This is a genomic window from Sphingomonas sp. Sphisp66, from assembly GCF_047324325.1.
Lineage (GTDB): Bacteria > Pseudomonadota > Alphaproteobacteria > Sphingomonadales > Sphingomonadaceae > Sphingomonas.
In genome coordinates this window covers 3608087-3631207 of record NZ_CP168508.1, presented here as the reverse complement: position 1 = coordinate 3631207, position 23121 = coordinate 3608087, and the positions used below count along the sequence as shown (strand labels likewise).

The 23121-nt window shown below is 67.4% G+C and carries 23 protein-coding genes; 18 read left to right on the top strand and 5 right to left on the bottom strand.

Going from position 1 to position 23121, the window contains the following annotated elements:
- The first annotated feature begins 196 nt into the window (after positions 1–196).
- The 11 genes from ACEN8G_RS16370 to ACEN8G_RS16320 all read left to right on the top strand — a co-directional run bounded on the left by ACEN8G_RS16370 (position 197) and on the right by ACEN8G_RS16320 (position 8672).
- Positions 197–1108, top strand: coding sequence for a DUF6597 domain-containing transcriptional factor (locus ACEN8G_RS16370; protein ID WP_413418716.1), 912 nt, complete (start codon positions 197–199; stop codon positions 1106–1108).
- A gap of 79 nt (positions 1109–1187) precedes the next feature.
- Entirely contained in the window at positions 1188–1664 is a 477-nt protein-coding gene (locus ACEN8G_RS16365; RefSeq protein WP_413418718.1) for an SUF system Fe-S cluster assembly regulator, read from the top strand.
- Between the two features lie 3 nt (positions 1665–1667).
- Entirely contained in the window at positions 1668–3131 is a 1464-nt protein-coding gene (gene sufB / locus ACEN8G_RS16360) for a Fe-S cluster assembly protein SufB (protein ID WP_413418720.1), read from the top strand.
- A 140-nt stretch (positions 3132–3271) separates the two neighbouring features.
- Positions 3272–3685, top strand: coding sequence for an endonuclease domain-containing protein (locus tag ACEN8G_RS16355; RefSeq protein ID WP_413418722.1), 414 nt, complete (start codon positions 3272–3274; stop codon positions 3683–3685).
- Positions 3682–4257, top strand: coding sequence for a hypothetical protein (locus ACEN8G_RS16350; RefSeq protein ID WP_413418724.1), 576 nt, complete (start codon positions 3682–3684; stop codon positions 4255–4257). The genes ACEN8G_RS16355 and ACEN8G_RS16350 overlap by 4 nt, the downstream gene beginning before the upstream one ends.
- Before the next feature lie 8 nt (positions 4258–4265).
- Positions 4266–5009 (top strand): Fe-S cluster assembly ATPase SufC, encoded by a 744-nt coding sequence (sufC, locus tag ACEN8G_RS16345; RefSeq protein ID WP_307117529.1) that lies wholly within the window; start codon positions 4266–4268, stop codon positions 5007–5009.
- On the top strand, positions 5006–5311 hold the full coding sequence (locus ACEN8G_RS16340; RefSeq protein WP_413418726.1) for a hypothetical protein: 306 nt from the start codon (positions 5006–5008) through the stop codon (positions 5309–5311). The genes sufC and ACEN8G_RS16340 overlap by 4 nt, the downstream gene beginning before the upstream one ends.
- Positions 5308–6390: a SufD family Fe-S cluster assembly protein gene (locus ACEN8G_RS16335; protein ID WP_413418728.1), complete on the top strand. Its 1083-nt coding sequence runs from the start codon at positions 5308–5310 to the stop codon at positions 6388–6390. Before ACEN8G_RS16340 ends, ACEN8G_RS16335 begins: the two co-directional genes overlap by 4 nt.
- Positions 6391–6517: 127 nt before the next feature.
- Entirely contained in the window at positions 6518–7729 is a 1212-nt protein-coding gene (locus ACEN8G_RS16330) for a cysteine desulfurase (RefSeq protein WP_413416099.1), read from the top strand.
- Positions 7726–8202, top strand: a complete 477-nt coding sequence (locus ACEN8G_RS16325; RefSeq protein ID WP_413416098.1) for an SUF system Fe-S cluster assembly protein — start codon at positions 7726–7728, stop codon at positions 8200–8202. Before ACEN8G_RS16330 ends, ACEN8G_RS16325 begins: the two co-directional genes overlap by 4 nt.
- 113 nt (positions 8203–8315) lie before the next feature.
- The gene (locus ACEN8G_RS16320; protein ID WP_413416097.1) at positions 8316–8672 is read left to right on the top strand and encodes a HesB/IscA family protein; all 357 of its coding nucleotides are present in this window, start codon (positions 8316–8318) and stop codon (positions 8670–8672) included.
- On the opposite strand, the gene ACEN8G_RS16315 is transcribed toward ACEN8G_RS16320, so the two are convergent.
- Positions 8669–9736 carry a glycosyltransferase family 2 protein gene (locus ACEN8G_RS16315; RefSeq protein WP_413416096.1) on the bottom strand — a complete coding sequence of 356 codons (1068 nt, stop codon included), beginning with the start codon at positions 9734–9736 and terminating at the stop codon, positions 8669–8671. The genes ACEN8G_RS16320 and ACEN8G_RS16315 overlap by 4 nt on opposite strands.
- A 79-nt stretch (positions 9737–9815) precedes the next feature.
- Here ACEN8G_RS16315 and mgrA point away from each other — a divergent pair, with 79 nt between their 5' ends.
- From mgrA to ACEN8G_RS16300, 3 genes are read left to right on the top strand one after another with little or no spacing between them, the layout of a single operon-like run.
- Entirely contained in the window at positions 9816–10877 is a 1062-nt protein-coding gene (gene mgrA, locus ACEN8G_RS16310; protein WP_413416095.1) for an L-glyceraldehyde 3-phosphate reductase, read from the top strand.
- Positions 10874–11341, top strand: a complete 468-nt coding sequence (locus ACEN8G_RS16305) for a GreA/GreB family elongation factor (protein WP_413416094.1) — start codon at positions 10874–10876, stop codon at positions 11339–11341. Before mgrA ends, ACEN8G_RS16305 begins: the two co-directional genes overlap by 4 nt.
- A 25-nt stretch (positions 11342–11366) precedes the next feature.
- On the top strand, positions 11367–13541 hold the full coding sequence (locus ACEN8G_RS16300) for a penicillin acylase family protein (RefSeq protein WP_413416093.1): 2175 nt from the start codon (positions 11367–11369) through the stop codon (positions 13539–13541).
- A gap of 234 nt (positions 13542–13775) precedes the next feature.
- Here the strand turns inward: ACEN8G_RS16300 and ACEN8G_RS16295 are convergent, their stop codons facing one another.
- Positions 13776–14144 (bottom strand): ribose-phosphate pyrophosphokinase, encoded by a 369-nt coding sequence (locus ACEN8G_RS16295; RefSeq protein WP_413416092.1) that lies wholly within the window; start codon positions 14142–14144, stop codon positions 13776–13778.
- Entirely contained in the window at positions 14141–14692 is a 552-nt protein-coding gene (locus ACEN8G_RS16290) for a DNA-3-methyladenine glycosylase (RefSeq protein ID WP_413416091.1), read from the bottom strand. Before ACEN8G_RS16290 ends, ACEN8G_RS16295 begins: the two co-directional genes overlap by 4 nt.
- A gap of 86 nt (positions 14693–14778) precedes the next feature.
- Here ACEN8G_RS16290 and ACEN8G_RS16285 point away from each other — a divergent pair, with 86 nt between their 5' ends.
- On the top strand, positions 14779–15210 hold the full coding sequence (locus tag ACEN8G_RS16285; RefSeq protein WP_413416090.1) for a hypothetical protein: 432 nt from the start codon (positions 14779–14781) through the stop codon (positions 15208–15210).
- A 6-nt stretch (positions 15211–15216) separates the two neighbouring features.
- On the opposite strand, the gene dinB is transcribed toward ACEN8G_RS16285, so the two are convergent.
- Together dinB and ACEN8G_RS16275 are read right to left on the bottom strand one after the other, a co-directional pair.
- Positions 15217–16284 (bottom strand): DNA polymerase IV, encoded by a 1068-nt coding sequence (dinB, locus tag ACEN8G_RS16280; protein ID WP_413416089.1) that lies wholly within the window; start codon positions 16282–16284, stop codon positions 15217–15219.
- A gap of 1 nt (position 16285) precedes the next feature.
- On the bottom strand, positions 16286–16885 hold the full coding sequence (locus ACEN8G_RS16275; RefSeq protein WP_413416088.1) for a TetR/AcrR family transcriptional regulator: 600 nt from the start codon (positions 16883–16885) through the stop codon (positions 16286–16288).
- Positions 16886–17056: 171 nt separating this feature from the next.
- On the opposite strand from ACEN8G_RS16275, the gene ACEN8G_RS16270 reads away from it, so the two are divergent.
- Genes ACEN8G_RS16270 through ACEN8G_RS16260 form a run of 3 tightly spaced genes read left to right on the top strand, consistent with a single transcriptional unit; the run spans position 17057 to position 22904 of the window.
- On the top strand, positions 17057–18241 hold the full coding sequence (locus ACEN8G_RS16270; RefSeq protein WP_413416087.1) for an efflux RND transporter periplasmic adaptor subunit: 1185 nt from the start codon (positions 17057–17059) through the stop codon (positions 18239–18241).
- Between the two features lie 11 nt (positions 18242–18252).
- Positions 18253–21492 carry an efflux RND transporter permease subunit gene (locus tag ACEN8G_RS16265; RefSeq protein WP_307117545.1) on the top strand — a complete coding sequence of 1080 codons (3240 nt, stop codon included), beginning with the start codon at positions 18253–18255 and terminating at the stop codon, positions 21490–21492.
- Positions 21489–22904: an efflux transporter outer membrane subunit gene (locus tag ACEN8G_RS16260; RefSeq protein ID WP_413416086.1), complete on the top strand. Its 1416-nt coding sequence runs from the start codon at positions 21489–21491 to the stop codon at positions 22902–22904. Before ACEN8G_RS16265 ends, ACEN8G_RS16260 begins: the two co-directional genes overlap by 4 nt.
- Positions 22905–23121: the final 217 nt, after the last annotated feature.

The window sequence follows — 23121 nt, the reverse complement described above, 5'->3', positions numbered from 1 at the left end:
GCTCGGCTAGAAAAGTGCTGCGACCCGAGGGGTTTCCGCTCAATGGGGGAACCCTTTCCTTTTGGCCCGGTTGGCTTAGGCTGACCGGGCCACTTTTCTATTCCGCGACTGTGCGGTATATTTGCGTGGAAAATAAGGAATCCGAGGAGGGGATAATCTCGGATCAACAGGGCAAGAGATGCGGGGCGCAACCAGGATGAAACCGGCCCAACCGGCCGCCATGAACGACCGCGAGCCGCGGCCGCAGATCGAATTCCGCAAGGCGGAAGGCGCGCTGATCCCCCATGTCGAATCCTATTATCTCTATCGCTACGACGGCGGCGAGATCGAGGGGATCGAGCGCGTCGACCTCGGCCAGCTCCGCTTCCTGATCCAGGGCAGCGGCACGGTCCATTTCCCCGACGGCCATAGCGAGAGCACCAAGAAGGTGATGATCAACGGCCCGGGCACGGCCGCGGCGACCTATCGCATGCAGGGGCCGTTCCAGTGCTTCGGCGTGTCGCTGCGCGCGATCGGCTGGAAGGCGCTGATCGGCCTGCCGGCCTACAAGGTCACCGATCATATCGTCGATGGCGAGAAGCTGTTCTGCGAGCAGGCCGGCCTGCTCTGGCACCGCCTCCACAAGATGGAGACGCTGGAGGAGATGATCGCCGCGATCGAGCCGCTGCTCCGCATGCGCCAGCAGGAAGTGAAGCCGGTGCCGGCGGCGCATCTCGTCTTCCTGCGCGCGGTCCGCGAATGGGCAGCGACCAAGGACCCGACGATCGACGATCTCTATGCCCGCATCCGCAAGAGCTCGAACATCGGCGAGCGCCAGGTCCAGCGGCTGTGCAAGGACTATTTCGCCGGCAGCCCCGCCCATCTGAAGCGCAAGTTCCGTGCGATCGGCGCGGCGATGCGCATCTATCAGGGGGCGAGCGTCGACGAAGTGGTCGAGCCCTTCTCCGACCAGTCGCACATGATCAACGAGGTCCGCCAGTTCACCGGCCACACCCCGACCTCGCTGCGCGCGCGCATCGATCCGGTGCTGGCGCTGACGCTCGACAACGAGACCTTCCATTTCCTGCCCGACGTGATCCCCGAATCGGTTGACCTTCGCCGCCGTTGAGCCCATTTGCCCAATCGGAACGAATTTATCCGATTGAGCCCGTGGCGCGGTTGCGCGCAGGGCGGCCAAGGGATTTGAAGTGCGCCTGTCGAGCCTTGCCGACTATGCGGTGGTGATGATGTCCGCGGCGGCGCGCCATTGCGGCGCGACGTGCCGGCTCAACGCGACCACGCTCGCCGAGGATACCGGGCTGCCGCTGCCCACCGTGCAGAAGCTGGTCAGCAAGCTCTCCGGCGCCGGCCTGCTCGAGAGCGCGCGCGGCACCGGCGGGGGCTTCCGCCTCGCCCGTCCCGCCGCGGCGATCAGCCTGGCCGATATCGTCGAGGCCGTCGAAGGCCCGATCGCGCTGACCTCCTGCGTCGATGCCGGCAAGCAGGATTGCTGCGTGCAGGACAGCTGCAAGGTCAAGCCGCACTGGAATGTCGTGAACGGTGCTGTAAAGGGCGCGCTCGCGGGCATTTCCCTCGCCCAGATTTCCAGCGCTCCGGCCCAGGCCGAAGCGCCACATCCGGCAGATCAGATCCGGACCCCGGCGCTGGCCGGGGAGCAGGTGTAAAGCATGGCTACGAAGAATGCGGAAGCACTGGCGGCCGCCAACAAGAAATATGAATGGGGCTTCGCCTCCAACGTCGAGCAGGAGTTCGCGCCCAAGGGATTGAGCGAGGACACGGTCCGCTACATCTCGGCCAAGAAGGGCGAGCCCGAATGGATGCTCGAATGGCGGCTCAAGGCCTTCCGCATGTGGCAGGAGATGACCCTGCCGGAATGGGCGAAGCTGTCGATCCCGCACATCGATTACCAGGACGCGTACTACTACGCCGAGCCCAAGCAGAAAAAGACGATCAGCTCGCTCGACGAGCTCGATCCCGAGATCCGGCGCACCTATGAGAAGCTGGGCATCCCGATCGAGGAGCAGAAGGTGCTCGCCGGCGTCGAGGGCGCGCGCAAGATCGCGGTCGACGCGGTGTTCGACAGCGTCTCGGTCGCGACCACCTTCCGCGAGGAGCTGAAGGCCGCCGGCGTCATCTTCCTGTCGATCAGCGAGGCGATCCGCGAATATCCCGAGCTGGTGAAGAAGTGGCTCGGCAAGGTCGTCCCGGTCCGCGACAATTTCTATTCGGCGCTGAACAGCGCGGTCTTCTCGGACGGCACCTTCGTCTATGTGCCCGAGGGCGTGCGCTGCCCGATGGAGCTCAGCACCTATTTCCGGATCAATGCCGAGAATACCGGCCAGTTCGAGCGCACCCTGATCGTCGCCGACAAAGGCGCGTACGTCTCGTACCTCGAAGGCTGCACCGCCCCGATGCGCGACGAGAACCAGCTCCACGCCGCCGTGGTCGAGCTGGTCGCGCTCGACGATGCCGAGATCAAATATTCGACCGTGCAGAACTGGTATCCTGGCGACGAGAACGGCGTCGGCGGCATCTTCAACTTCGTGACCAAGCGCGCTTTGTGCTCCGGCACCAATTCGAAGGTGAGCTGGACCCAGGTCGAGACCGGCAGCGCGATCACCTGGAAATATCCGAGCTGCATCCTGCAGGGCGACGGTTCGGTCGGCGAATTCTATTCGGTGGCGGTCACCAACGGCCACCAGCAGGCCGATACCGGCACCAAGATGCTGCACATCGGCAAGAACACCAAGTCGACGATCGTCTCCAAGGGCATCTCTGCGGGCAAGTCGAACAACACGTACCGGGGGCGGGTGCTGGTCAATGCGGCGGCGGAGAATGTCCGCAACTTCACTCAGTGCGACAGCCTGCTGCTCGGCGACCAGTGCGGCGCGCACACCGTGCCCTATATCGAAGTGAAGAACCCGAGTGCGCAGATCGAGCATGAGGCGACCACCTCCAAGATCAGCGAGGACCAGATGTTCTACGCGATGCAGCGCGGGCTGGACCAGGAGGCCGCGGTGGCGCTGATCGTCAACGGCTTCGCCAAGGAAGTGCTGCAGCAGCTGCCGATGGAGTTCGCCGTCGAGGCGCAGAAGCTGCTGGGGATCTCGCTGGAGGGGAGTGTCGGCTGATGTCTGCTCCGGTCGACAAGGGCTGGAACAGAAAAGCCCCTCCCCTTCAGGGGAGGGATCGCTTGGGTCGAAATGCCTCCCAGGCATTTCTAAACCATGCCGGGGGCATGGTTTACCCAAGCGATGGGTGGGGGCTGTCCGTGGAACAGATCCGGTGGCTGCAGCAGCGTGCGACCGAGATGCGCCGCAATCCGACCGAACCCGAGAAGCGCCTGTGGCGGAACCTGTCCAACTCGCAATTGGCCGACCACAAGTTTCGCCGGCAATCGGTTATCGGTCCCTATGTCGCCGATTTCCTCTGTGCACAGAAGGCGCTGATCGTCGAAGTCGATGGCGACACGCATGATGCGGTGAAGGATCGGCTGCGTGACGACATTCTCGGCGAGCGTGGCTTTCGCGTTCTCCGGGTCAGCAATTACGAGGTGATGTCGAACATGGACGGGGTGATCCAGGTCATCGCTTCCGCTCTCGGCGAAATGCCTGACCGCTGGGACAGGCCCCACCCCAACCCCTCCCCTGAAGGGGAGGGGCTTTTGGAAGGTGAGACCCTGTGATCCTCACCGCCGCCCTCCTGCTCTTCGCCCAAGACGTCCCCGCCACCCAGGCGGTCGGCGCCCCCGTGGAGGACGAAGCGAACATCGTCGTGCGCGCCACCTTCGGGCGCACCACGATGCTGTTCGACAAGGGTGCGGACGGCCGGCTGCGCAACTGCCGGGTGATGATATCGAGCGGCAGCCAGCGGCGCGACAGCAATGCCTGCCAGGCGACGCCGGTCTGCTACGCCAGGACCGCCGACGAAGTGACCGATTGCCGCGAGCTGAGCGTGCTGGAGCAGGCCGCCGCCGCAGTGTCCGCGCCGCCGCCGATACCGGCACCCGGCAAGGCACAGGTCTTCGAGCTGCCCAAGCTGGTCCAGCCCAAGGCGGCGCTGCCGAGCTCCGCGATCGGCCCCAATGCGTCCAGCGAGGAAAGCCGCGAGACCGAGCGCCAGCGCGTCAAGCCGATCGCCCCGCCGGTGAACCCGGCCGCGGACGGCCCGGTGGTGCGCTTCACCACCGGCAACCAGCCCCAGCGCGACGATACCGACAAGTCAGAGAAGGGGCCGATTTTCGGGCCCAAGGAATGAACGACAGCATGTTGAAGATCACCGACCTCCGCGCCGAAATCGACGGCAAGGAAATCCTCAAGGGCCTGAGCCTGGACGTGAACGCGGGCGAGATCCACGCGATCATGGGCCCGAACGGCGCCGGCAAGTCGACGCTCGGCTATACGCTGGGCGGACGCCCCAATTATGAGCCGACCGGCGGCAGCGTGACGTTCGACGGCCAGGACCTGCTCGAGCTCGCACCGCACGAGCGCGCCGCGGCGGGCCTGTTCCTCGGCTTCCAGTATCCGGTCGAGATCCCCGGCATCTCGAACCTGCATTTCCTGCGCGAGGCCTTGAACAGCCAGCGCCGCGCCCGCGACGAGGCTCCGCTCTCGGGCGGCGAGTTCCTCAAGCTCGCCCGTGCCCAGGCCGATGCGCTCGGCATGGACGTCGAGATGCTCAAGCGCCCCGTCAATGTCGGCTTCTCGGGCGGCGAGAAGAAGCGCAACGAGATGGTTCAGATGGGCATCATCGGTCCGAAGCTGGCGATCCTCGACGAGACCGATTCCGGCCTCGACATCGACGCGCTCAAGGCAGTGGGCGAGGGGATCAACCGGATCATGCGCGCGCCCGACAAGGCCGTGCTGCTGATCACGCATTACCAGCGGCTGCTCGATTATGTGCAGCCCGACTTCGTCCATGTCCTCGCCGATGGCCGCATCGTCCGCTCGGGCGGGCCCGAGCTCGCGCACGAGCTGGAGCGCGAAGGCTATGGGATCCTGGCGGCGTGATCCTGTCCCTGATCCTGGCATTGGCGGTGCAGGAGGCGCCGCAGGACGAGCTCAACATCGAGGTCGTCGGGCGCAAGCTCGCGGCGATCTCCGCGACGGTCAGCCAGGGTGCGGGCGGCAAGCTCGGCTGCGCGCTGAGCGAATCCAGCGGTTACGCGAAGCTCGACGAACAGCTCTGCCGCACCGCGACTGCCTGCGTCCGCAAGGGCGCGCGCGATTCCGCGGGCGTGAAGGCCTGTATCGACAAGCGCAAGCCGGCGCTGCTCGCCGACTTCAAGCGCAATTGGAGGGCCGGCCAGTGACCACGCTCGCACTCCCGACGCCGCGCATGGAGGAATGGCGCTGGGCCGACATGGCGGCGCTCAAGGCCGCTGCCGACAGCCCACGCGCCGACACCGCGATCGATCCCGCCACGCTGTTCCTCGACATCGAAGGCCCGCGCCTGTTGTTCGTCGATGGCCGTTTCGAGCCGGCACATTCCACGCCCGGCCCGGTCCAGGTGACCCAGCAGCTGGCCACCACCGATCACCCGCTCGGCAGCCTCACCGATGGCGAGGGCTGGTCGCTGCATCTCGGTCCCGAGCATGCCGCGACCTCGATCCAGATCGTCCATGTCGGCAGCGGCGGCGAGAGCCATGTGCCCGCCCGGCTGATGCTCGACGAGGATGCGGTCGCCTCGGTGATCGAGACCTATGCCGGCTCGGGCTGGGCCAACCGGCTGACCACGCTCTGCCTCAAGCGCGGGGCGCGGCTGATGCGCTCGGTGCGGCTGGTGCAGTCGGACGGCTTCGTCTCGCTGCGCGACGAGGCCGAAGTCGGCGAGGCCGCGAGCCTCGTCTCGATCTTCCTCGGCGCCGGCGGCATGGGCAGCCGGATCGACGGTTCGCTGCTGATCAACGGCAAGGGCGGTTTCGCCGAGATGGGCGGCGCGCTGCTCACCTCGGGCAGCCAGAAGCAGGAGGCCGCGGTCGCGGTGCGCCACGAGGATGTCGAGGGCACCTCGCGCCAGCTGTGGCGCGCGGTGGCGGCGGACAAGTCGGCTGCCAGCCTCGCCGCCCGGGTCGAAGTGGCCCGCGGCGCCCAGCAGACCGATGGCGAGCAGTCGCTGCGCGGCCTGCTGCTCCAGCGCACGGCGACGGTCAATTTGAAGCCCGAGCTCGAGATCTTCGCCGACGACGTGAAGTGCGCGCACGGCGCGACGGTCGGCGAGCTCGACAAGATGGCTTTGTTCTATCTGCAGAGCCGCGGCATCGACAAGGGCCGCGCCCAGGCGCTGCTCACCCGCGCCTTCGTCGCGGATGCGCTGGCTCGCATCGGCGAGGACGCGGTGCGCGAGGCGTTCGCGGCGGACGCGGACAAGTGGCTGGATACCGCGCTATGAACAGGCAGACGAACCTAAAGCCCCTCCCCTTCAGGGGAGGGGTTGGGGTGGGGCCTGTCCGCGGGGCGTTCGGTCTCGATGAGACACATTCCCCACCCCAAACCCCTCCCCTGAAGGGGAGGGGCTTATGACCGTGGCAACCGACGCCCGCCCCCTCGACCTGCTCGCCGATTTCCCGGCGATCCCGCATGGCTGGCATTATCTCGACACCGCCGCGACTTCGCAGAAGCCGCAGCCGGTGCTCGACGCGATCAACCGCGCCTATGGCGAGACCTATGCCACCGTGCATCGCGGGGTGTACCAGCGCTCGGCCGACATGACGCTCGCCTATGAGGCGGCGCGCAAGCGGGTGGCGAAGTTCCTTGGGGCGCGCGAGGAGGAAGTCGTCTTCGTCCGCGGCGCGACCGAGGGGATCAACCTCGTCGCGCAGTGCTGGGCGGGGACGCAGCTCAAGGCGGGCGACCGCATCCTGCTCTCCACGCTCGAGCATCATTCGAACATCGTGCCCTGGCAGATGGTCGCCGAGCGGGTCGGCGCCGAGATCGACGTGGTGCCGCTCACCGCCGACCAGCGCATCGACCTCGACGCGATGGCGGCGATGCTCACCGATCGGCACAAGCTGGTCGCGCTCGCCCATGTCTCGAATGTGCTGGGCTCGGTGCTCGATGCGAAGCGCGCGACCGAGCTGGCGCATGGGGTCGGGGCGAAGATCCTGCTCGATGGCTGCCAGGCGGTGCCGCGCATGCCGGTGGACGTCGCCGAGATCGGCTGCGACTTCTATGTGATGTCGGGCCACAAGCTCTACGGGCCGACCGGCATCGGCGCGCTGTGGGGCCGCTACGAGCTGCTCGACGCGATGCCGCCCTATCAGGGTGGCGGCTCGATGATCGACCGGGTGACCTTTGCGAAGACGACCTATGCCCCGCCGCCGGGCCGGTTCGAGGCGGGGACGCCGCACATCGTCGGGGTGGTCGGGCTGCATGCGGCGATCGACTATGTCGATGGCATCGGGCTGGACCGCATCCACGCACATGAGACGGCGCTGGTCACCCAGGCGCGCGAGGCGCTGTCGCAGCTCAACTCGGTCAGGCTGTTCGGCCCGGCCGACAGCGCCGGCATCGTCAGTTTCGCGGTCGAGGGGGTGCACCCGCACGATGTCGCCACCATATTGGATGAAGCCAATGTCGCGATCCGCGCCGGGCATCACTGCGCCCAGCCGCTGATGGACAATCTGGGCGTGCCGGCGACGGCGCGGGCGAGCTTCGGGGTGTACAACGGTGCGAGCGACATCGCCGCGCTGGTTGCTGGAATAGAACGGGTCACAAGGATCTTCGGATGAACGAAGAGCGTAAGATTGAAGTCGAGGAAGTGGAGGCCGTGGCGGCCCCGCCCAAGGCGCGCGTCGATGACGTGGCGGAGAGCGTGGGAGAGACGTTCGAGCGCAAGCGCGACTATCTTTCGGGCTTCCTGTCGCAGAAGCCGCAGGCGCTGTCGGGCACCGAGCCGGGCGGCGAGCTCTATGAGGCGGTGATCACCGCGCTCAAGGAGATCTACGATCCCGAGATCCCGGTGAACATCTATGATCTCGGCCTGATCTACGGCGTCGACATCACCAATGACGGCCATGCCGCGGTGACGATGACGCTGACGACGCCGCACTGCCCGGTGGCGGAATCGATGCCCGGCGAAGTCGAGCTGCGCGTCGGCTCGGTGCCGGGGATCGGCCATGCCGAAGTGGCGCTTGTCTGGGATCCGCCTTGGGACCCGCAGAAGATGAGCGACGAGGCCAAGCTCGAACTGGGGATGCTCTAAGTCATTCCCCTCCCGCGTGCGGGAGGGACTAGGGGAGGGGATGTCCTCTTCCCATGTTGAACAGGCCCTCCCCCGACCCCTCCCGCAAGCGGAAGGGGAGAAGGAAGAAGAAGATGACCGAAGCTACCACCCGCGCCCGCCCCGCCGCGCTGATCCTGACGCCGGCCGCCGAACAGCGCATCGCCGACCTGATGGCCAAGGCGCCCGCCGATGCAGTGGGCGTCAAGCTCTCGACCCCGCGCCGCGGCTGCTCGGGGCTCGCCTATTCGGTCGATTACGTCACCGAGGCCAAGCCGTTCGACGAGAAGATCGAGACGCCCGGCGGCATTTTCTATGTCGACGGCAGCTCGATCCTCTACCTGATCGGCTCGACGATGGACTGGCAGGAAGACGACTTCACCGCCGGCTTCGTGTTCCAGAACCCGAACGCCAAGGGCAGCTGCGGCTGCGGCGAGAGCTTCACCGTCTAGGCGGCGCGCCGCCGGCGCATGCCCGCGGCCATGTCGGCATAGCGCTTGGCATCATCGTCGATGCCAAGCGTCTCGTAGAACATCGCGAGGTTCTGCGCGGCGAGATGGCTGCCGCAGCCCTCGACCGAGCCGTCGAGATCGGGCCGCTCGCCGATCTCCAGGCAGCGCTTCCAGGCGCTCTCGACGATCGGCAGCAGCTCGCTCATCGCGATCGCCGGATTGCGGCTCGCCCAGTCGAGATAGAGGTCGGCGACGGCGAAATAGAAGTCGGGCGAGCGCTGCCAGTTCCGGTGCTCGAGGTCGGCGAACGCCAGCGCCTCCTCGAACCGCTCGGCCCGCTTGAGCGCCTGCAGCGTCGCGACGACGGTGCCGTGGCGCCATGCCGTGTCGGGCGCGCCGGTGCGGTGCGCGGTGAGCAGCGCGTCGGCGGCCTGGCCGGGCCGCTCGCGCACCAGATGCTCGCGACCGAGCTGGTACCAGAGATAGGAATCCTCCGGCGTCACCGCGAGTTCTGCGCGGAGCAGCGCCTCGTTGCGGCCGTCCTTGCGGGCGAGCTGGGCTTCCTCGAAGCCGTCATGGCGGAGCGCAAGCGGCAGCGGCACCAGCGGCAGCGGCGAGACCGGCAGCTCATGGATGCGCCCCTGATAGCGCACCCCGCGCGGCAGGAGCCGGGGCGACAGGCGGCGGGTGGCGGGGGCGTCGTCCTGGCTGCGGTTGACCAGTTGCATGCAGCCGAGGAAGCGCGGTGGCGCGATCGAGGCGGGCGGAAGCGTGGCAGCGCCGAGCGCGGCGGCCTCGCCTTCGATCCATTCGTCGGCGTCGAGGATCAGGTTCCAGTCGGCGTCGGAATGGTCGAGCGCGGCGTTGCGCGCCGCCGAGAAGTCGTCGCACCAGGTGAAGTGATGCACCGTCGCGCCGCAACGCTCGGCGATCGCGACCGTGGCGTCGGTCGAGCCGGTGTCGAGCACGATCATCGCGTCGACATGCGGAAGCGCGCTTTCGAGGCAGCGCGCAAGGCACCTTTCCTCGTTCCGCACGATCATGACGAGCGCCAATCGGGGCATTTGCATGGAATCCTTCACTGCTGGCCGGGATTCATTATAGGACGCCGCGAAGCCGAAACGCGCCACGCGGAGAGACCCGATGCCCCATCCCCAGCCCTACACTGCCGATCCCGCCCGTTACGACGGCCGCATGCCCTATCGCCGCTGCGGGCGCTCGGGGCTCGACCTGCCGGCGATCAGCCTCGGCCTCTGGCAGAATTTCGGCGGCACCGATGTGTTCGAGACCGGCCGGGCGATGCTGCGCCGCGCGTTCGACCGGGGCGTGACGCACTTCGATCTCGCGAACAATTACGGCCCGCCCTATGGCTCGGCCGAGGAGAATTTCGGGCGCGTGATGGCGACCGACTTCGCGCACCACCGCGACGAGCTGATCGTCTCGACCAAGGCCGGCTGGGACATGTGGCCCGGGCCGTACGGCGACGTCGGCGGCTCGAAGAAGTACCTGATCGCCTCGTGCGACCAGAGCCTCAAGCGGATGGGGCTCGACTATGTTGACATCTTCTATTCGCACCGCGTCGATCCCAAGACGCCGCTCGAAGAGACGATGGGGGCGCTTGCCCAGCTCCACCGCCAGGGCAAGGCGCTCTATGTCGGCATTTCGAGCTATTCGCCCGAGCTGACCCGTCAGGCCGCCGCGATCCTCGCCGAGCACAAGGTGCCGCTGCTCATCCACCAGCCGAGCTATTCGATGCTCAACCGCTGGGTCGAGGCCGAGCTGCTGAACACGCTGGGCGATCTCGGCACCGGCTGCATCGCCTTCTCCCCGCTGGCGCAGGGCATGCTGAGCAACAAGTATCTCAACGGCGTGCCCGAGGATGCTCGCGCGGCCAAGGGCGGCTCGCTCAACCAGCGGCTGCTGTCGGACGACAATATCGAGCGTATCCGGGCGCTGCACGCCATCGCCCAGAAGCGCGGCCAGACGCTGGCGCAGATGGCGATCGCCTGGGTGCTGCGCGATCCCCGCGTCACCTCGGCGCTGATCGGCGCACGCACCGTCGAGCAGCTCGACAACTCGCTGGACGCGGTCAACAACCTCGATGTCAGCGCGGAAGAACTGGCCGAGATCGATCGCCATGCAACCGATGGCTCGCTCGATCTTTGGAAAGTCTCGTCCAGCATCGAGGAACTCCCCCAGGCATGAGTGTCGCGTTTCGCCGCGAAAGCGACGAGGAACATAAGGAACCGAAGTTCGAGCTGCCGCTGCCGCCGGGACCCAATATGGTCACGGCGCGCGGCCTGAACCTGATCGAGGCGAAGGTCGCCGAGCTGGAAGCCGCGGTCGCGGCGGGCGGCGAGGAAGAGGCGCTCGAGGGACTGAAGCGCGAGCTGCGCTACTGGAACACCCGCCGCACCACCGCGCAGATCGCGCCGGCGCCCGAGGAAGGCGTGGTCGGCATCGGATCGCGGGTGCGGATCAGGATGGCCGGCAAGGAGCGGGTGATCGACCTGGTCGGGCATGACGAGGCCGATCCCGCCGCCGATCGGCTGTCCTTCCAGGCGCCGCTCGCCAAGGCGCTGCTCGGCGCCGAGGAAGGCGAGAAGGTCGATTTCGCCGGCAAGGCACAGGCAATCGAGATCGCCGCGATCGAAACGATTCCGGGCTGAGCGAAACCCGGCCTAGAGTAGGTGCATGACTCGCCTGCTCCTCGCCGCCGCGCTGCTCGCCTCCACCGCTGCCCATGCGCAGACCGATGCCGATCGCTGGAAGGCGAGCGCGGCGCGGGTGACGATCACCCGGGACGATTGGGGCGTCGCGCACATCAACGGCAGGACCGACGCCGATGCGGTGTTCGGGATGATCTATGCCCAGGCCGAGGACGACTTCAACCGGATCGAGACCAACTATCTGGTCAGCCTCGGCCGGCTTGCCGAGGCGGAGGGCGAGGGGGCGATCTGGCAGGACCTGCGCCAGCGGCTGTTCGTCGATCCCGAGGTGCTGAAGGCGGACTATGCGAAGAGCCCGGCCTGGCTGAAGAAGCTGATGAACGCCTGGGCGGACGGGCTGAACTATTACCTTGCCACCCATCCGGAGGTGAAGCCGCGGGTGCTGACCCGGTTCGAGCCGTGGATGGCGCTGAGCTTCTCGGAAGGCAGCATCGGCGGCGATATCGAGCGGGTGCCGCTCAGCCAGCTCGAGGCGTTCTACGGCAAGCAGAAGCTGGCGATGACCAATGCCGAGAAGGACCTGCTCTACAAGGAGCCCAAGGGCTCGAACGGCTTCGCGATCGCGCCGAGCCACACGAAGAACGGCCATGCGCTGCTGCTGATCAACCCGCACACCAGCTTCTTCTTCCGCTCCGAGCAGCAGGTGACGAGCGGCGAGGGGCTGAACGCCTATGGCGCCGCGACCTGGGGGCAGTTCTTCATCTACCAGGGGTTCAACGCCAGGGCCGGCTGGATGCACACGTCGAGCGGCGTCGATAATGTCGATGAGTTCGCCGAAGAGATGATACCCGGCGGCTGGGACAAGGACTTTGCCTATCGCTACGGCAAGAAAAAGCGACCGGTGACGTTCAAGTCGATCGTGATTTCCTATCGCACCGCGAGCGGCACGCGCACGGAGCGCACTTTCCTCACCTATGCCACGCACCACGGGCCGGTCGTCCGCGAGGCGGCGGACGGCAAATGGGTCGCGGTCTCGCTGATGAACAGGCCGGTCGAGGCGCTACAGCAGAGTTTCCTGCGCACCAAGGCCACCGACTATGCGAGCTTCATGAAGGTGGCGGAACTCAAGGCCAACAGCTCGAACAACACGCTGTTCGCGGACTCGAAGGGCGAGATCGCCTTCCTGATGCCGCAGTTCATGCCGGTGCGCGACGATCGCTTCGACTATCGCAAGCCGGTCGACGGCAGCGATCCGGCGACCGACTGGAAGGGGCTGCACAGCCTCGCCAGCCTGCCCCAGGTGGTGAATCCCAAGAATGGCTGGGCCTTCAACTCGAACAACTGGCCCTGGACCGCGGCGGGGGCCGACAGCCCCAAGGCGGCGGACTATCCGCGCTATTTCGACCAGGCCGGCGAGAACCCGCGCGGCGCGCATGCGCTGCTTGTACTGAATGCACGCCGGGACTTCACCCCCGAGACGCTGCGCCAGGCAGCCTATGACAGCTTCCTGCCCGCCTTCGACCGGCTGCTGCCCGGGCTGGTGAGCGCCTGGGAGAAGCTGCCGGACGGTGACGCGCGCAAGGCAAGGCTGGCCGAGCCGGTGGCGCTGCTCAAGGCCTGGGACCGGCGCTGGGCCGCGGGCTCGACCGCGACTTCGCTGGCGGTGTTCTGGGGTGAGGCGCTCTGGGCGCCATCCGCGGCGCCAGCCAAGGAGGCGGGGCTGCCTGTCTGGGACTGGATGGCCGAGCGGGCGACCGATACGCAGCGGATCGATGCGCTTGCCTCGGCGGTGGACCGGCTGACCCAGGACTTTGGCAGCTGGAAGGTCGCCTGGGGCGAGATCAATCGCTTCCAGCGCAATGACGGGGCGATCCAGCAGAAGTTCGACGATGCCAGGCCGAGCATCCCGGTGCCCTTCACCTCGGCGCAATGGGGCTCGCTCGCCTCGTTCGGGGCGAAGCGCTGGCCGGGGACGAAGCGCTATTACGGCACGCTCGGCAACAGCTTCGTCGCGACGGTGGAGTTCGGGCCGAAGGTGAAGGCCTGGGCGGTGACCGCGGGCGGCGAGAGCGGGCATCCGGAGTCGAGGCACTTCAAGGACCAGGCCGAGCGCTATGCGGCGGGCGACCTGCGGCCGGTGTATTTCTACCCCGAGGACCTGAAGGGGCATGTCGAGCGGGTGTACCGGCCGGGGGAATAGGCGTTCCTACATCCTGAGCGGCGCCGGCGCGCCAAAGGACATGAAGTACACGCCAAAAGCGGGTTTTTGCGCTCGGAAGTTCACTAAGTTCGCACCATTGGCGGTTCCTCCCGCGCCAGCCGCACAACATCCTTGCGCGTGCGGGATCCTATCTTTCCTACGGTGTCAAAGTGCGGCTGGAGCAGGGCTCCGGCCGGTTGAGCCAAGCAGGCGAAATCCTATTTTGCAAGCCGCTCAGGCTGTGGACCAATGGTCGAAGGCCTCGCGCTGGAGCCTGTCGACGAACGCCCGTGCCTCCGGGCCTTCCCAGGGGCCGGCATGCCCCTCCAGCGAGGCGCGGGGGCTGACCCACCAGCCCTGGCCGGGCATGCCGTCGGATTCGCGGACGACCAGCACGGCGAGCTCGGGTTCGCCCTTTGCCGCGGCATCGTCGTCGATCACGTCGAGCGTCTTGCACAAGGCACGCATCAGCGGGCGGGTGAAGCGGTGGCCGAGCAGCGCCAGCATCTCGGAATAGCTGACCGCGCGGCGCTCGCGGGCCGCCTCGATCAGCAAAGCGCGGACATGGGCGATGTCGGAGACCGGGATCGGATCGCCGGTCATGGCGCGAACGGCTTGCTGAGGAAGCGCGAGCCCGCCTCGCCGAAGCGCCAGGGCGTGTCGACCGCCTTGCTGATCCCGATCCGCACGCCGACCGCAACGGTGCGCGGGGCATCGGCGTCGCGCAACTCCAAGGGCGGCGCGTCGATCGGGGCGCCGTCCAGGCTGCGATCGACGGCCAGCGCCTGGCAGAGCCGGCCCGGTCCCGAGCAGAGCAGCCGCGGATCGCCGGTGCCGCGGCGCTCGACCATTTGTTCGATGCCGTGGCGCGGCTCGATCGCACGGATCAGCACTGCGCTGACGGGGCTGCACACGAAGTTCATGCACCAATGCAGGCCATAGATGCGATAGATATAGGCATGGCCGGGCGGGCCGAACAGGACGGCATTGCGCGCCGTCGGACCGCGAAAGCTGTGCGAGGCGGGGTCGCCCGCGTCATAGGCCTCGGTCTCGACGATCGGCCCGCCGACGCCATCGACCAGCACCTCGACGCCGATCAGCGCGCGGGCGACGGTTACCGCGTCGCGCTCGAAGAAGGTGCGGGTGAGCATCGGCGTTCTCTATCACATTGTCTGAAAGGCGCGGATATCCGGGGCCCGCCATTGCGAATGCCATCGAGCCGTTGCACGGTACTACGATGGCTGTTCCCGATCCTTCGCGCTTGCGCCTCACCAGCCTCGCCTGGGGCATCGGAATAACCACCGGGCTGATCGCCGCCGCCGCTTTCGTCGCATCATTCGTTCGGGATGGAGTGGATGCCGCGCTCAGTCCTGATGCGGGCGGTGGTGCGACGCTGGGCATCCTCCTGCTTGTCGGCGGCTTTGGTTTCATGTTTGGGCTGAGCCTCGCCGCCATCGCACGGATGATTGCACCAAAATCCTGGATAGTGGTCGTGATAGCACTGGCAATATTCTGTACATTTGGCGGTCGGTTCAACGCATCCCCGGTCTTCGTACTTGCGCATTGGGTGGACGGCGCGCTGCTCAGTCTGGGCTTTGCGGCCGCGTCGATTGGCGTTGCGGCTATGGTGCAATGGCTGGGAAGGTGGACGCGACAGATCCGGGCCTGAACAGTCTTAGAACGGCAGTTCCTCGCCGAGCCGTTCCTCGAAGTTCGACACCGTCACGCCGACCAGTCGGATTCCCTTGGGCGTGGGCAGCACCGAGCGGATCAGCGAGAGGCTCATGTCGCGCAGCGCCTCGCGGCGGTCGACCAGGCCGGCGGAGAGGCTGCGGCTGCGGGTGATGATCTGGAAGTCGGCATATTTCACCTTCACCGTGACGGTGCGGCCGAACTCCTGCGCCTTTTCGCACCACAGCCAGACTTCCTCGGCCATCTCCAGCACCCCGGCCTCGATCTCCGCGTTGCCGGTGAGATCGGTGTTGAAGGTGGTCTCGGAGCCCGAGGATTTGCGGATGCGCTCGGCATCGACCGGGCGGTCGTCCTCGCCGCGGGCGATCGCGTAATACCAGTCGGCCGAGCTGCCGAAATGGGCGCGGAGGAACTCGATCGGCTTGGCGCGCAGGTCGGCGCCGGTCTCGATGCCCAGGCCCTGCATCTTGCGCGCGGTCACCGGGCCGACACCGTGAAAGCGCTTGACCGGCAGGGTCTCGACCCAGGCCGCACCCATTTCGGGCGTCACTGCGAACTGGCCATTGGGCTTGCGCTGGTCCGAGGCGAGCTTGGCGAGGAACTTGTTGTAGGAGATGCCGGCCGAGGCGGTGAGGCCGGTCTCTTCGAGGATGCGGGCGCGGATCTCCTTGGCGGTGGCCCAGGCGGTCTCGATCCCGCGCAGGTTCGCGGTGACGTCGAGATAGGCCTCGTCGAGCGAGAGCGGCTGGATGATCGGGGTATAGTCGGCAAAGATCGCGTGGATCTGCTTGGAGACGGCGCGATAGACGTCGAAGCGCGGCTTGACGAAGACCAGCTCGGGGCAGCGGCGCAGCGCGGTGACCGAGGGCAGGGCGGAGCGCACGCCGAACTTGCGCGCCTCATAGCTTGCTGCCGCGACCACGCCGCGCGCCGCGGCATAGCCTACCGCGACCGGCTTGCCGCGCAGCCCCGGATCGTCGCGCTGCTCCACCGACGCGTAAAAGGCATCCATGTCGACATGGATGATCTTGCGGACCGGCGCTTGCGCCATGTCAGTCGTCCATCGGCTCCAGGGCGGCGGCGAAGATGCGGGTGAGGCGCTTCTCGAAGCGTGCATCCTCTTCGGGGGTGCATTCGAGCGTGTCGATCGAGAGCATGTTGTGCATGATGCCCATGCCCATCAGCACCGCCAGCGCCATGGCCGCGCGCATCTCCCGATCCTCGCCCTCCAGCTCCTGGGAGACGGGATCGAGGATATCGGCCTGCACCGCGTCGTGGATGATCTGCCCGGCCTTGGGCGAGCCGATCGAGTGGAGCAGGATCAGGATACGCTCGATATGGATGTCGCGCTCGCCCGGCGGCGCATCGTCCTTTTCGAGGAAGAGCTGGGCGAAATGGCGGGCGAGCGTCTCGCGCGTCGCGCCGTCCATGATGTCCTTCTCGTCATCGTCGCGCAGCGTCTCGCGGAACAGGGCTTCCTTGCTGCCGAAATAGCGGCTGACCAAGGCGGGATCGACGCCGGCATGGCCGGCGATCTCGCGCAGGCCGACATTCTCGTAATTCTCGCGTGCGAAATGCTTGCGTGCCGAGGCCAGAATGGCCTGGCGCGTCGCAACGGCATTGCGATGCCGCGACGGAACCGGTGGGATCATGGATATTTTCCCTAACATGGCGGTGAACATAGTCAACCGTCGTGGACATATGTCACCCGTCGTTGACAAGTTCCCAGAACCTGCTTAGCGGGACGAAATCGGAAGTCGTTCGTTTCCAGCAACGACACCGCGGAGGATGTCCGGCCAGGGGCACGGATTTAGGGATCGGAAATGCACTCGAAGAACCGCCAGCTGCTCATCCCGGCTCTCGCAGCCGCGCTTGTCCTTTCCGGCTGCGGCGGAGGCGGTGCGCAGCCGCCCCAGCAGGGTGCGCCGCCCGTCACCGTCTCCGCGCCGCTGGTGCAGGACGTGGTCGACTGGGACGAGTTCGTCGGCCGCTTCGAGGCGATCCAGAACGTCGAGGTGCGCCCGCGCGCCTCGGGCTATCTCCAGGGCGTTTGGTTCAAGGACGGCCAGTTCGTCCGCAAGGGCCAGCTGCTCTTCACCATCGATCCGCGCCCGGCCCAGGCCGCGGTGTCGCAGGCCGTGGCGCAGGTCGCCCAGGCCAAGGCGACGCTCGCCAACGCCCAGACCGAATATGCCCGCTCGGAAGCGCTGGTCGCCCAGCGCGCCGCCAGCCAGGAAGAGCTCGAGCAGCGCCGTGCCGCGCTGCGCTCGGGCGCCGCGCAGGTGGCCGCCGCCGAGGCGAATCTGCGCGCCCGCCAGCTCGATCTCGGCTTCACCCGCGTCGTCGCGCCGCTGAGCGGCCGCATCTCGGAGCGCAAGGTGGACGTCGGCAACTCGGTCGCCGCCGACCAGACGGTGCTGACCACGATCGTCTCGGTCGATCCGCTCCACTTCGTCTTCCAGGGCTCGGAAGCGCTGCTGCTCAAGTATCAGCGCCAGGGCACCGGCACGCAGGACGGCACGCCGGTGAAGGTCAAGCTCAGCGACGAGACCGACTACACGCATACCGGCTCGCTCGACTTCGTCGACAATGCGCTCGATGCCGGCGCCGGCACGATCCGCGCCCGCGCGATCATCGCCAATCCGGGCGGCTTCCTGAAGCCCGGCATGTTCGGTTCGGCCCGGCTCGAGGCGAGCAAGCCCTATCCGGCGCTGCTGGTGCCGGACACGGCGGTGATGGCCGATGCGGCGCGCCAGATCGTCTTCGTCGTCGACAAGAGCAACACGGTGACGGCGCGCCCGGTGCAGACCGGTCCGCTGCGGGGCAATTTGCGCGTGATCCGCTCGGGCCTGACCAAGGATGACCGGGTCGTGATCGACGGCACCCAGCGCGCCCGCCCGGGCGTGAAGGTCACGCCGCAGCCGGGCAAGATCACCGAGACGCCCGCCGCCTCGGTGCCGCCGTCCGATCAGCCCGCCGGCACCGCCCAGCCGGCCGGCAACCGCTAAGGATCGCGGCCATGAGCGAACCCCAGGCCCAGAAGCCCGAGGCGCAGACGCGCAGCGGCTTCTCCAGCTTCTTCATCGACCGGCCGATCTTCGCGGCCGTGATCTCGGTGTTCATCACCCTGATCGGCGCCTTCTGCTATCCGCTGCTGCCGCTGTCGCAATATCCGGAGATCGCCCCGCCGACGATCGCGGTGAGCGCCTTCTATGCGGGCGCATCGCCGGAGATCATCGCCGAGACGGTCTCGACGCCGCTCGAGCAGGAGATCAACGGCGTCGAGGGCATGCTCTACATGAGCTCGTCCTCGACCCAGGGCGCATCGACCGTCACCGTCACCTTCAAGCCCGGCACTGACCTCGATGCCGCGCAGGTGCTGGTGCAGAACCGCGTCAACCTGGCCGTGCCGCGCCTGCCCGACCAGGTCCGCCAGATCGGCGTGACGGTGAACAAGCAGGAATCGGGCTTCCTGATGATCGTGGCGCTCACCTCGCCCGACAACAGCCTCGACGTCGACTATATGGGCAATTACGCCAACACGGTGATCCGCGACCGGCTGCTGCGCCTCGAGGGCGTCGGCACGGTGCAGATCTTCGGCGGCGGCAACTATTCGATGCGCGTCTGGATCGACCCGGACAAGGCGGCGGCGCGCAACCTGACCGCGGCGGAGATCGTCACGGCGCTCAAGGCACAGAACATCCAGACCGCCGGCGGTGCGCTCGGCTCGGCACCGACGGGCAGGGACAATCCCTCGTTCGAAGTGCCGGTGGACGTGCAGGGCCGCCTCGCCACGGTCGAGCAATTCTCCAACATCACGGTCAAGGCCGACCCGACCGGCGCGGCGCTCACCAAGCTGGGCGACGTCGCGCGGATCGAGCTGGGCAGCCAGGATTATTCGATCCGCGGCTCGTTCGGCGGCAAGCGCGGCATCGCGCTCGCCATCGTCCAGCAGCCGGGCGCCAACTCGCTGAACGCGGCGGACCTGGTGCTCAAGGAGATGGACACGCTCAAGAAGGACTTCCCGCAGGGCCTTCAGTACACCATCCCCTACAACCCGACCGAATATGTCGCGGCATCGGTGGAAGCCGTGCAGCACACGCTGCTCGAAGCGGTGGTCCTCGTCGTCGTCGTCGTGGTGATCTTCCTCCAGACCTGGCGCGCGGCGGTGATCCCGATCGTCGCCATCCCGATCGCGCTGGTCGGCACCTTCGCGGTGCAGCTCGCGCTCGGCTATTCGATCAACTCGCTGTCGCTGTTCGCGCTGGTGCTCGCCGTGGGCATCGTGGTCGACGACGCGATCGTCGTGGTCGAGGCGGTGGAGAAGCATATCCGCGAGGGCAAGAACCCGCGCGAGGCCGCGCACCTGACGATGAAGGAAGTGTCGGGCGCGCTGGTCGCGATCGGCCTGGTGCTCGTCTCGGTGTTCATCCCGACCGCGATGGTCGGCGGCATCCCCGGCATCTTCTACCGCCAGTTCGCGGTGACGATCGCCGCGGCCTCGGCGATCTCGCTGCTCGTCTCGCTGACCCTGTCGCCGGCGCTCGCCGCGCTGCTGCTCAAGCCGCACCAGCATATCGACGCGGACAAGGGGCCGCGCTGGATGCGCCCGATCCGGGTCGGCGCGGACAAGTTCAACCAGGGCTTCGACTGGCTGTCGGACCGCTATGGCCGCGTCACCGGCCGGCTGATCCGCATGGGCCTGATCATGATGCTGATCTATGCGGGCCTGCTCGCGCTGACCGGCTGGCGCCTGACCGCCACGCCGACCGGCTTCATTCCCGAGCAGGACCAGGGCTTCCTGATCGGCGTCGTCCAGCTGCCGCCGGGCTCGTCGCTCGACCGCACCAGCGAAGTCGTCGACAAGGCCTATGACATCGCCGCCAAGACCGACGGCGTGATCGACGGCGCAGCGTTCGCCGGCCTGGACGGCGCGAGCTTCAGCCAGGCATCGAATGCGGGCGTGTTCTTCATCAAGCTGAAGGACTGGTCCGAGCGCGGCAAGAAGCAGAGCGCGGAAGCGCTGGCCGGCCAGCTGACCGGCGCGATCGCCGGGCAGATCAGCGGCGCCAACATCTTCATGATCGCGCCGCCCGCGGTGCAGGGCCTGGGCAATGGCTCCGGCTTCGTGATGATGATCGAGGACCGGGCGGCCAATGGCGGCTGGCGCGGGCTCGAGGGCGCGACCGGCGCGATGATGGGCGCGGCGATGCAGGAGCAGAAGGTCACCCAGGTCTTCTCGCTGTTCAACACCGCCAATCCCAAGATCCGCGCGGATGTCGACCGCGACAAGGCGCAGATCCTCGGTGTCGATCCCAGCCAGGTGTTCGACGCGATCGGCACCTATGTCGGCTCGACCTATGTCAACGACTTCAACCTGCTCGGCCGCACCTTCCGCGTGACCGCCCAAGCCGAACCGCATGCGCGCGACGATCTCGCCGATCTCGGCCGCCTGCAGGTGCGCTCGTCGAGCGGCCAGATGGTGCCGGTCTCGGCGGTGGCGACCTTCCACCGCGATTCGGGCTCGTCGCGTGTGGTCCGCTACAACCTGCTGCCCGCAGTGGAGCTGCAGGGTGCCGCGGCGCCGGGCGTCTCCTCGGGCGATGCGCTCGCGGCGATGGAGGCGATGGCCAGCAAGGTGCTGCCGCAGGGCTATGGCTATGAATGGACCGGCCTGGCCTATCAGCAAAAGGCGGCGGGCAGTTCCTCGGCGCTGATCTTCGTGCTCGCCGTGGTGTTCGTCTTCCTCGTGCTGGCAGCCCAGTACGAAGCGCTGACGCTGCCGCTCGCGGTGATCCTGATCGTGCCGATGTGCATCCTGGCGGCGCTGCTCGGCGTGAACCTGCGGGGGATGGACAACAACATCCTCACCCAGGTCGGCCTGGTCGTGCTGATCGCACTGGCTGCGAAGAACGCGATCCTGATCGTCGAGTTCGCCAAGCAGGGCGAGGAAGAGGGCATGAACCGGTTCGACGCGGCGATCCACGCGGCCCGTTCGCGTCTCCGTCCGATCCTGATGACCTCGTTCGCCTTCATTTTCGGCGTGGTCCCGCTGGCGATCGCCAGCGGCCCGGGCCAGGAGATGCGCCAGTCGCTCGGCACCGCCGTGGCGTTCGGCATGATCGGCGTGACCGTCTTCGGCCTGATCTTCACCCCGATCTTCTATGTGCTGCTGCGCAAATGGGGCGGCGGGAAGGTCAGTGCGAACGCGCCCTCGGTGCCCGAGACGCCTGCAACCGCGACGGGAGAAGCGCAGTGAAGCGTAGCATCATCCTGCTCGCCGCCGGCCTGACCCTGTCGGGCTGCGTGGTCGGCCCCAACTATGTTTCGCCCGCGCCCAAGGCGCCGGCCCAGGGCGATCTCAGCCAGGCGCACGCGCCGGGCTTCGTGCCCGACGAGCCGCCGGCGGACTGGTGGAAGCTGTTCGACACGCCGGTGATCGACCGGCTGGTCGGCGAGGCGCTGGCGGCCAATACCGACCTGCGCGTCGCCGAAGCGAACCTGCGCCAGGCGCGGGCGGTGCTGCGCGAGACGCGCTCGCAGCGGCTGCCGAGCACCACGGTCAATGCCCAGGCGACGCATGCCCGCACCCCGGGCGCGGCGATGGGCATCCCCAACGCCTCGTTCGAGGGCGAGACCTACACCGTCGGCCTCGATGCCAGCTACCAGGTCGACCTGTTCGGCAAGATCACCCGCGCCATCCAGGCCGGACGGGCCGATGTCGAGGCCAGCCAGGCCGCCTATGACCTGACCCGCGTCACCGTCGTCGCCGAGACGATCCGCGCCTATGCGGATGCCTGCGCCGCCGGCCAGCAGCTCAAGGTCGCGAACCAGACGCTCAAGCTGCAGGAAGACACGTTCGACCTGACCCGCCGGCTCGAGGCAGGCGGCCGCGGCACCGGGCTGGAGACGGCTCAGGGCGGCGCGCTGCTCGAGCAGACCCGCGCCACCGTCCCGGTGTTCGAGGCGCAGCGCAAGGCGGCGCTGTTCCGCCTCGCAACGCTCACCGGCAAGCCGCCGGCGGAAGCGCCGACCGATGTTGCCGGCTGCGAGACGGTCCCCGTGGTCCGCCAGGCGATCCCGGTCGGTAATGGCGCGACGCTGCTCGCCCGCCGCGCCGATGTGCGCGCCGCCGAGCGCCGCCTGGCTTCGGCCACGGCGCAGATCGGCGTCGCTACCGCGGACCTCTATCCGAACATCTCGATCGGCGGCTCGATCGGCTCGACCGCGCTCGACCCCAAGGACCTGTTCAACAGCTCGAGCTTCCGCTTCAGCGTCGGCCCGCTGCTCTCGTTCAGCTTCCCGAACATGACCGTCGCCCGCGCGCGCATTGCCCAGGCCAGGGCCGGGGCGGATGCGGCGCTCGCCACGTTCGACGGCACCTGGCTCACCGCGCTGCGCGACACCGAGACCGCGCTCGCCAGCTATGTGGCGCAGGGCCAGCGGGTCGAGGCGCTGCGCCGCGGCCGCGACCAGAGCAGCGAGGCGGCGCGGATTGCTCGGCTGCGCTACCGCGCTGGTGCCGAGCCGTTCCAGACGGTGCTCGATGCCGAGCGCTCGCTGGCCAACAACGAACTGTCGCTGGCGCAGGCCGAGTCGGACTTCTCCGACGCCACCGTAACCCTGTTCCTCGCGCTTGGCGGGGGATGGCAGCAGTCTCCCCAGGGCTGAACTGCCACCCCTCGCCCCCGCGCCCCGCGTGCCTTTCGGCGCGCGGGGGCGCGGCTGTTTCGGCGGCCTGACGGCGCCGAACGCGGTTTTCTACCCGAAAGTGTAGCTGGACACAGCCCGCATGGGCGTGGCCATTTGACCCGCCGCGGAGGCGTTTTCGTGCCTCCGGCGTCCTGTGCCCGACCAATAATGCAATGTGGCCTGACCACTCTATTGA

Bases quoted from the DNA above. Each gene is read 5' to 3' on its own strand.
- ACEN8G_RS16370 (WP_413418716.1), top strand. From the start codon at position 197: ATGAAACCGGCCCAACCGGCCGCCATGAACGACCGCGAGCCGCGGCCG.
- sufB (WP_413418720.1), top strand. From the start codon at position 1,668: ATGGCTACGAAGAATGCGGAAGCACTGGCGGCCGCCAACAAGAAATAT.
- sufC (WP_307117529.1), top strand. From the start codon at position 4,266: ATGTTGAAGATCACCGACCTCCGCGCCGAAATCGACGGCAAGGAAATC.
- ACEN8G_RS16330 (WP_413416099.1), top strand. From the start codon at position 6,518: ATGACCGTGGCAACCGACGCCCGCCCCCTCGACCTGCTCGCCGATTTC.
- ACEN8G_RS16325 (WP_413416098.1), top strand. From the start codon at position 7,726: ATGAACGAAGAGCGTAAGATTGAAGTCGAGGAAGTGGAGGCCGTGGCG.
- ACEN8G_RS16320 (WP_413416097.1), top strand. From the start codon at position 8,316: ATGACCGAAGCTACCACCCGCGCCCGCCCCGCCGCGCTGATCCTGACG.
- ACEN8G_RS16315 (WP_413416096.1), bottom strand. From the start codon at position 9,736: ATGCCCCGATTGGCGCTCGTCATGATCGTGCGGAACGAGGAAAGGTGC.
- mgrA (WP_413416095.1), top strand. From the start codon at position 9,816: ATGCCCCATCCCCAGCCCTACACTGCCGATCCCGCCCGTTACGACGGC.
- ACEN8G_RS16305 (WP_413416094.1), top strand. From the start codon at position 10,874: ATGAGTGTCGCGTTTCGCCGCGAAAGCGACGAGGAACATAAGGAACCG.
- ACEN8G_RS16300 (WP_413416093.1), top strand. From the start codon at position 11,367: ATGACTCGCCTGCTCCTCGCCGCCGCGCTGCTCGCCTCCACCGCTGCC.
- ACEN8G_RS16295 (WP_413416092.1), bottom strand. From the start codon at position 14,144: ATGACCGGCGATCCGATCCCGGTCTCCGACATCGCCCATGTCCGCGCT.
- ACEN8G_RS16290 (WP_413416091.1), bottom strand. From the start codon at position 14,692: ATGCTCACCCGCACCTTCTTCGAGCGCGACGCGGTAACCGTCGCCCGC.
- ACEN8G_RS16285 (WP_413416090.1), top strand. From the start codon at position 14,779: ATGGCTGTTCCCGATCCTTCGCGCTTGCGCCTCACCAGCCTCGCCTGG.
- dinB (WP_413416089.1), bottom strand. From the start codon at position 16,284: ATGGCGCAAGCGCCGGTCCGCAAGATCATCCATGTCGACATGGATGCC.
- ACEN8G_RS16275 (WP_413416088.1), bottom strand. From the start codon at position 16,885: ATGATCCCACCGGTTCCGTCGCGGCATCGCAATGCCGTTGCGACGCGC.
- ACEN8G_RS16270 (WP_413416087.1), top strand. From the start codon at position 17,057: ATGCACTCGAAGAACCGCCAGCTGCTCATCCCGGCTCTCGCAGCCGCG.
- ACEN8G_RS16265 (WP_307117545.1), top strand. From the start codon at position 18,253: ATGAGCGAACCCCAGGCCCAGAAGCCCGAGGCGCAGACGCGCAGCGGC.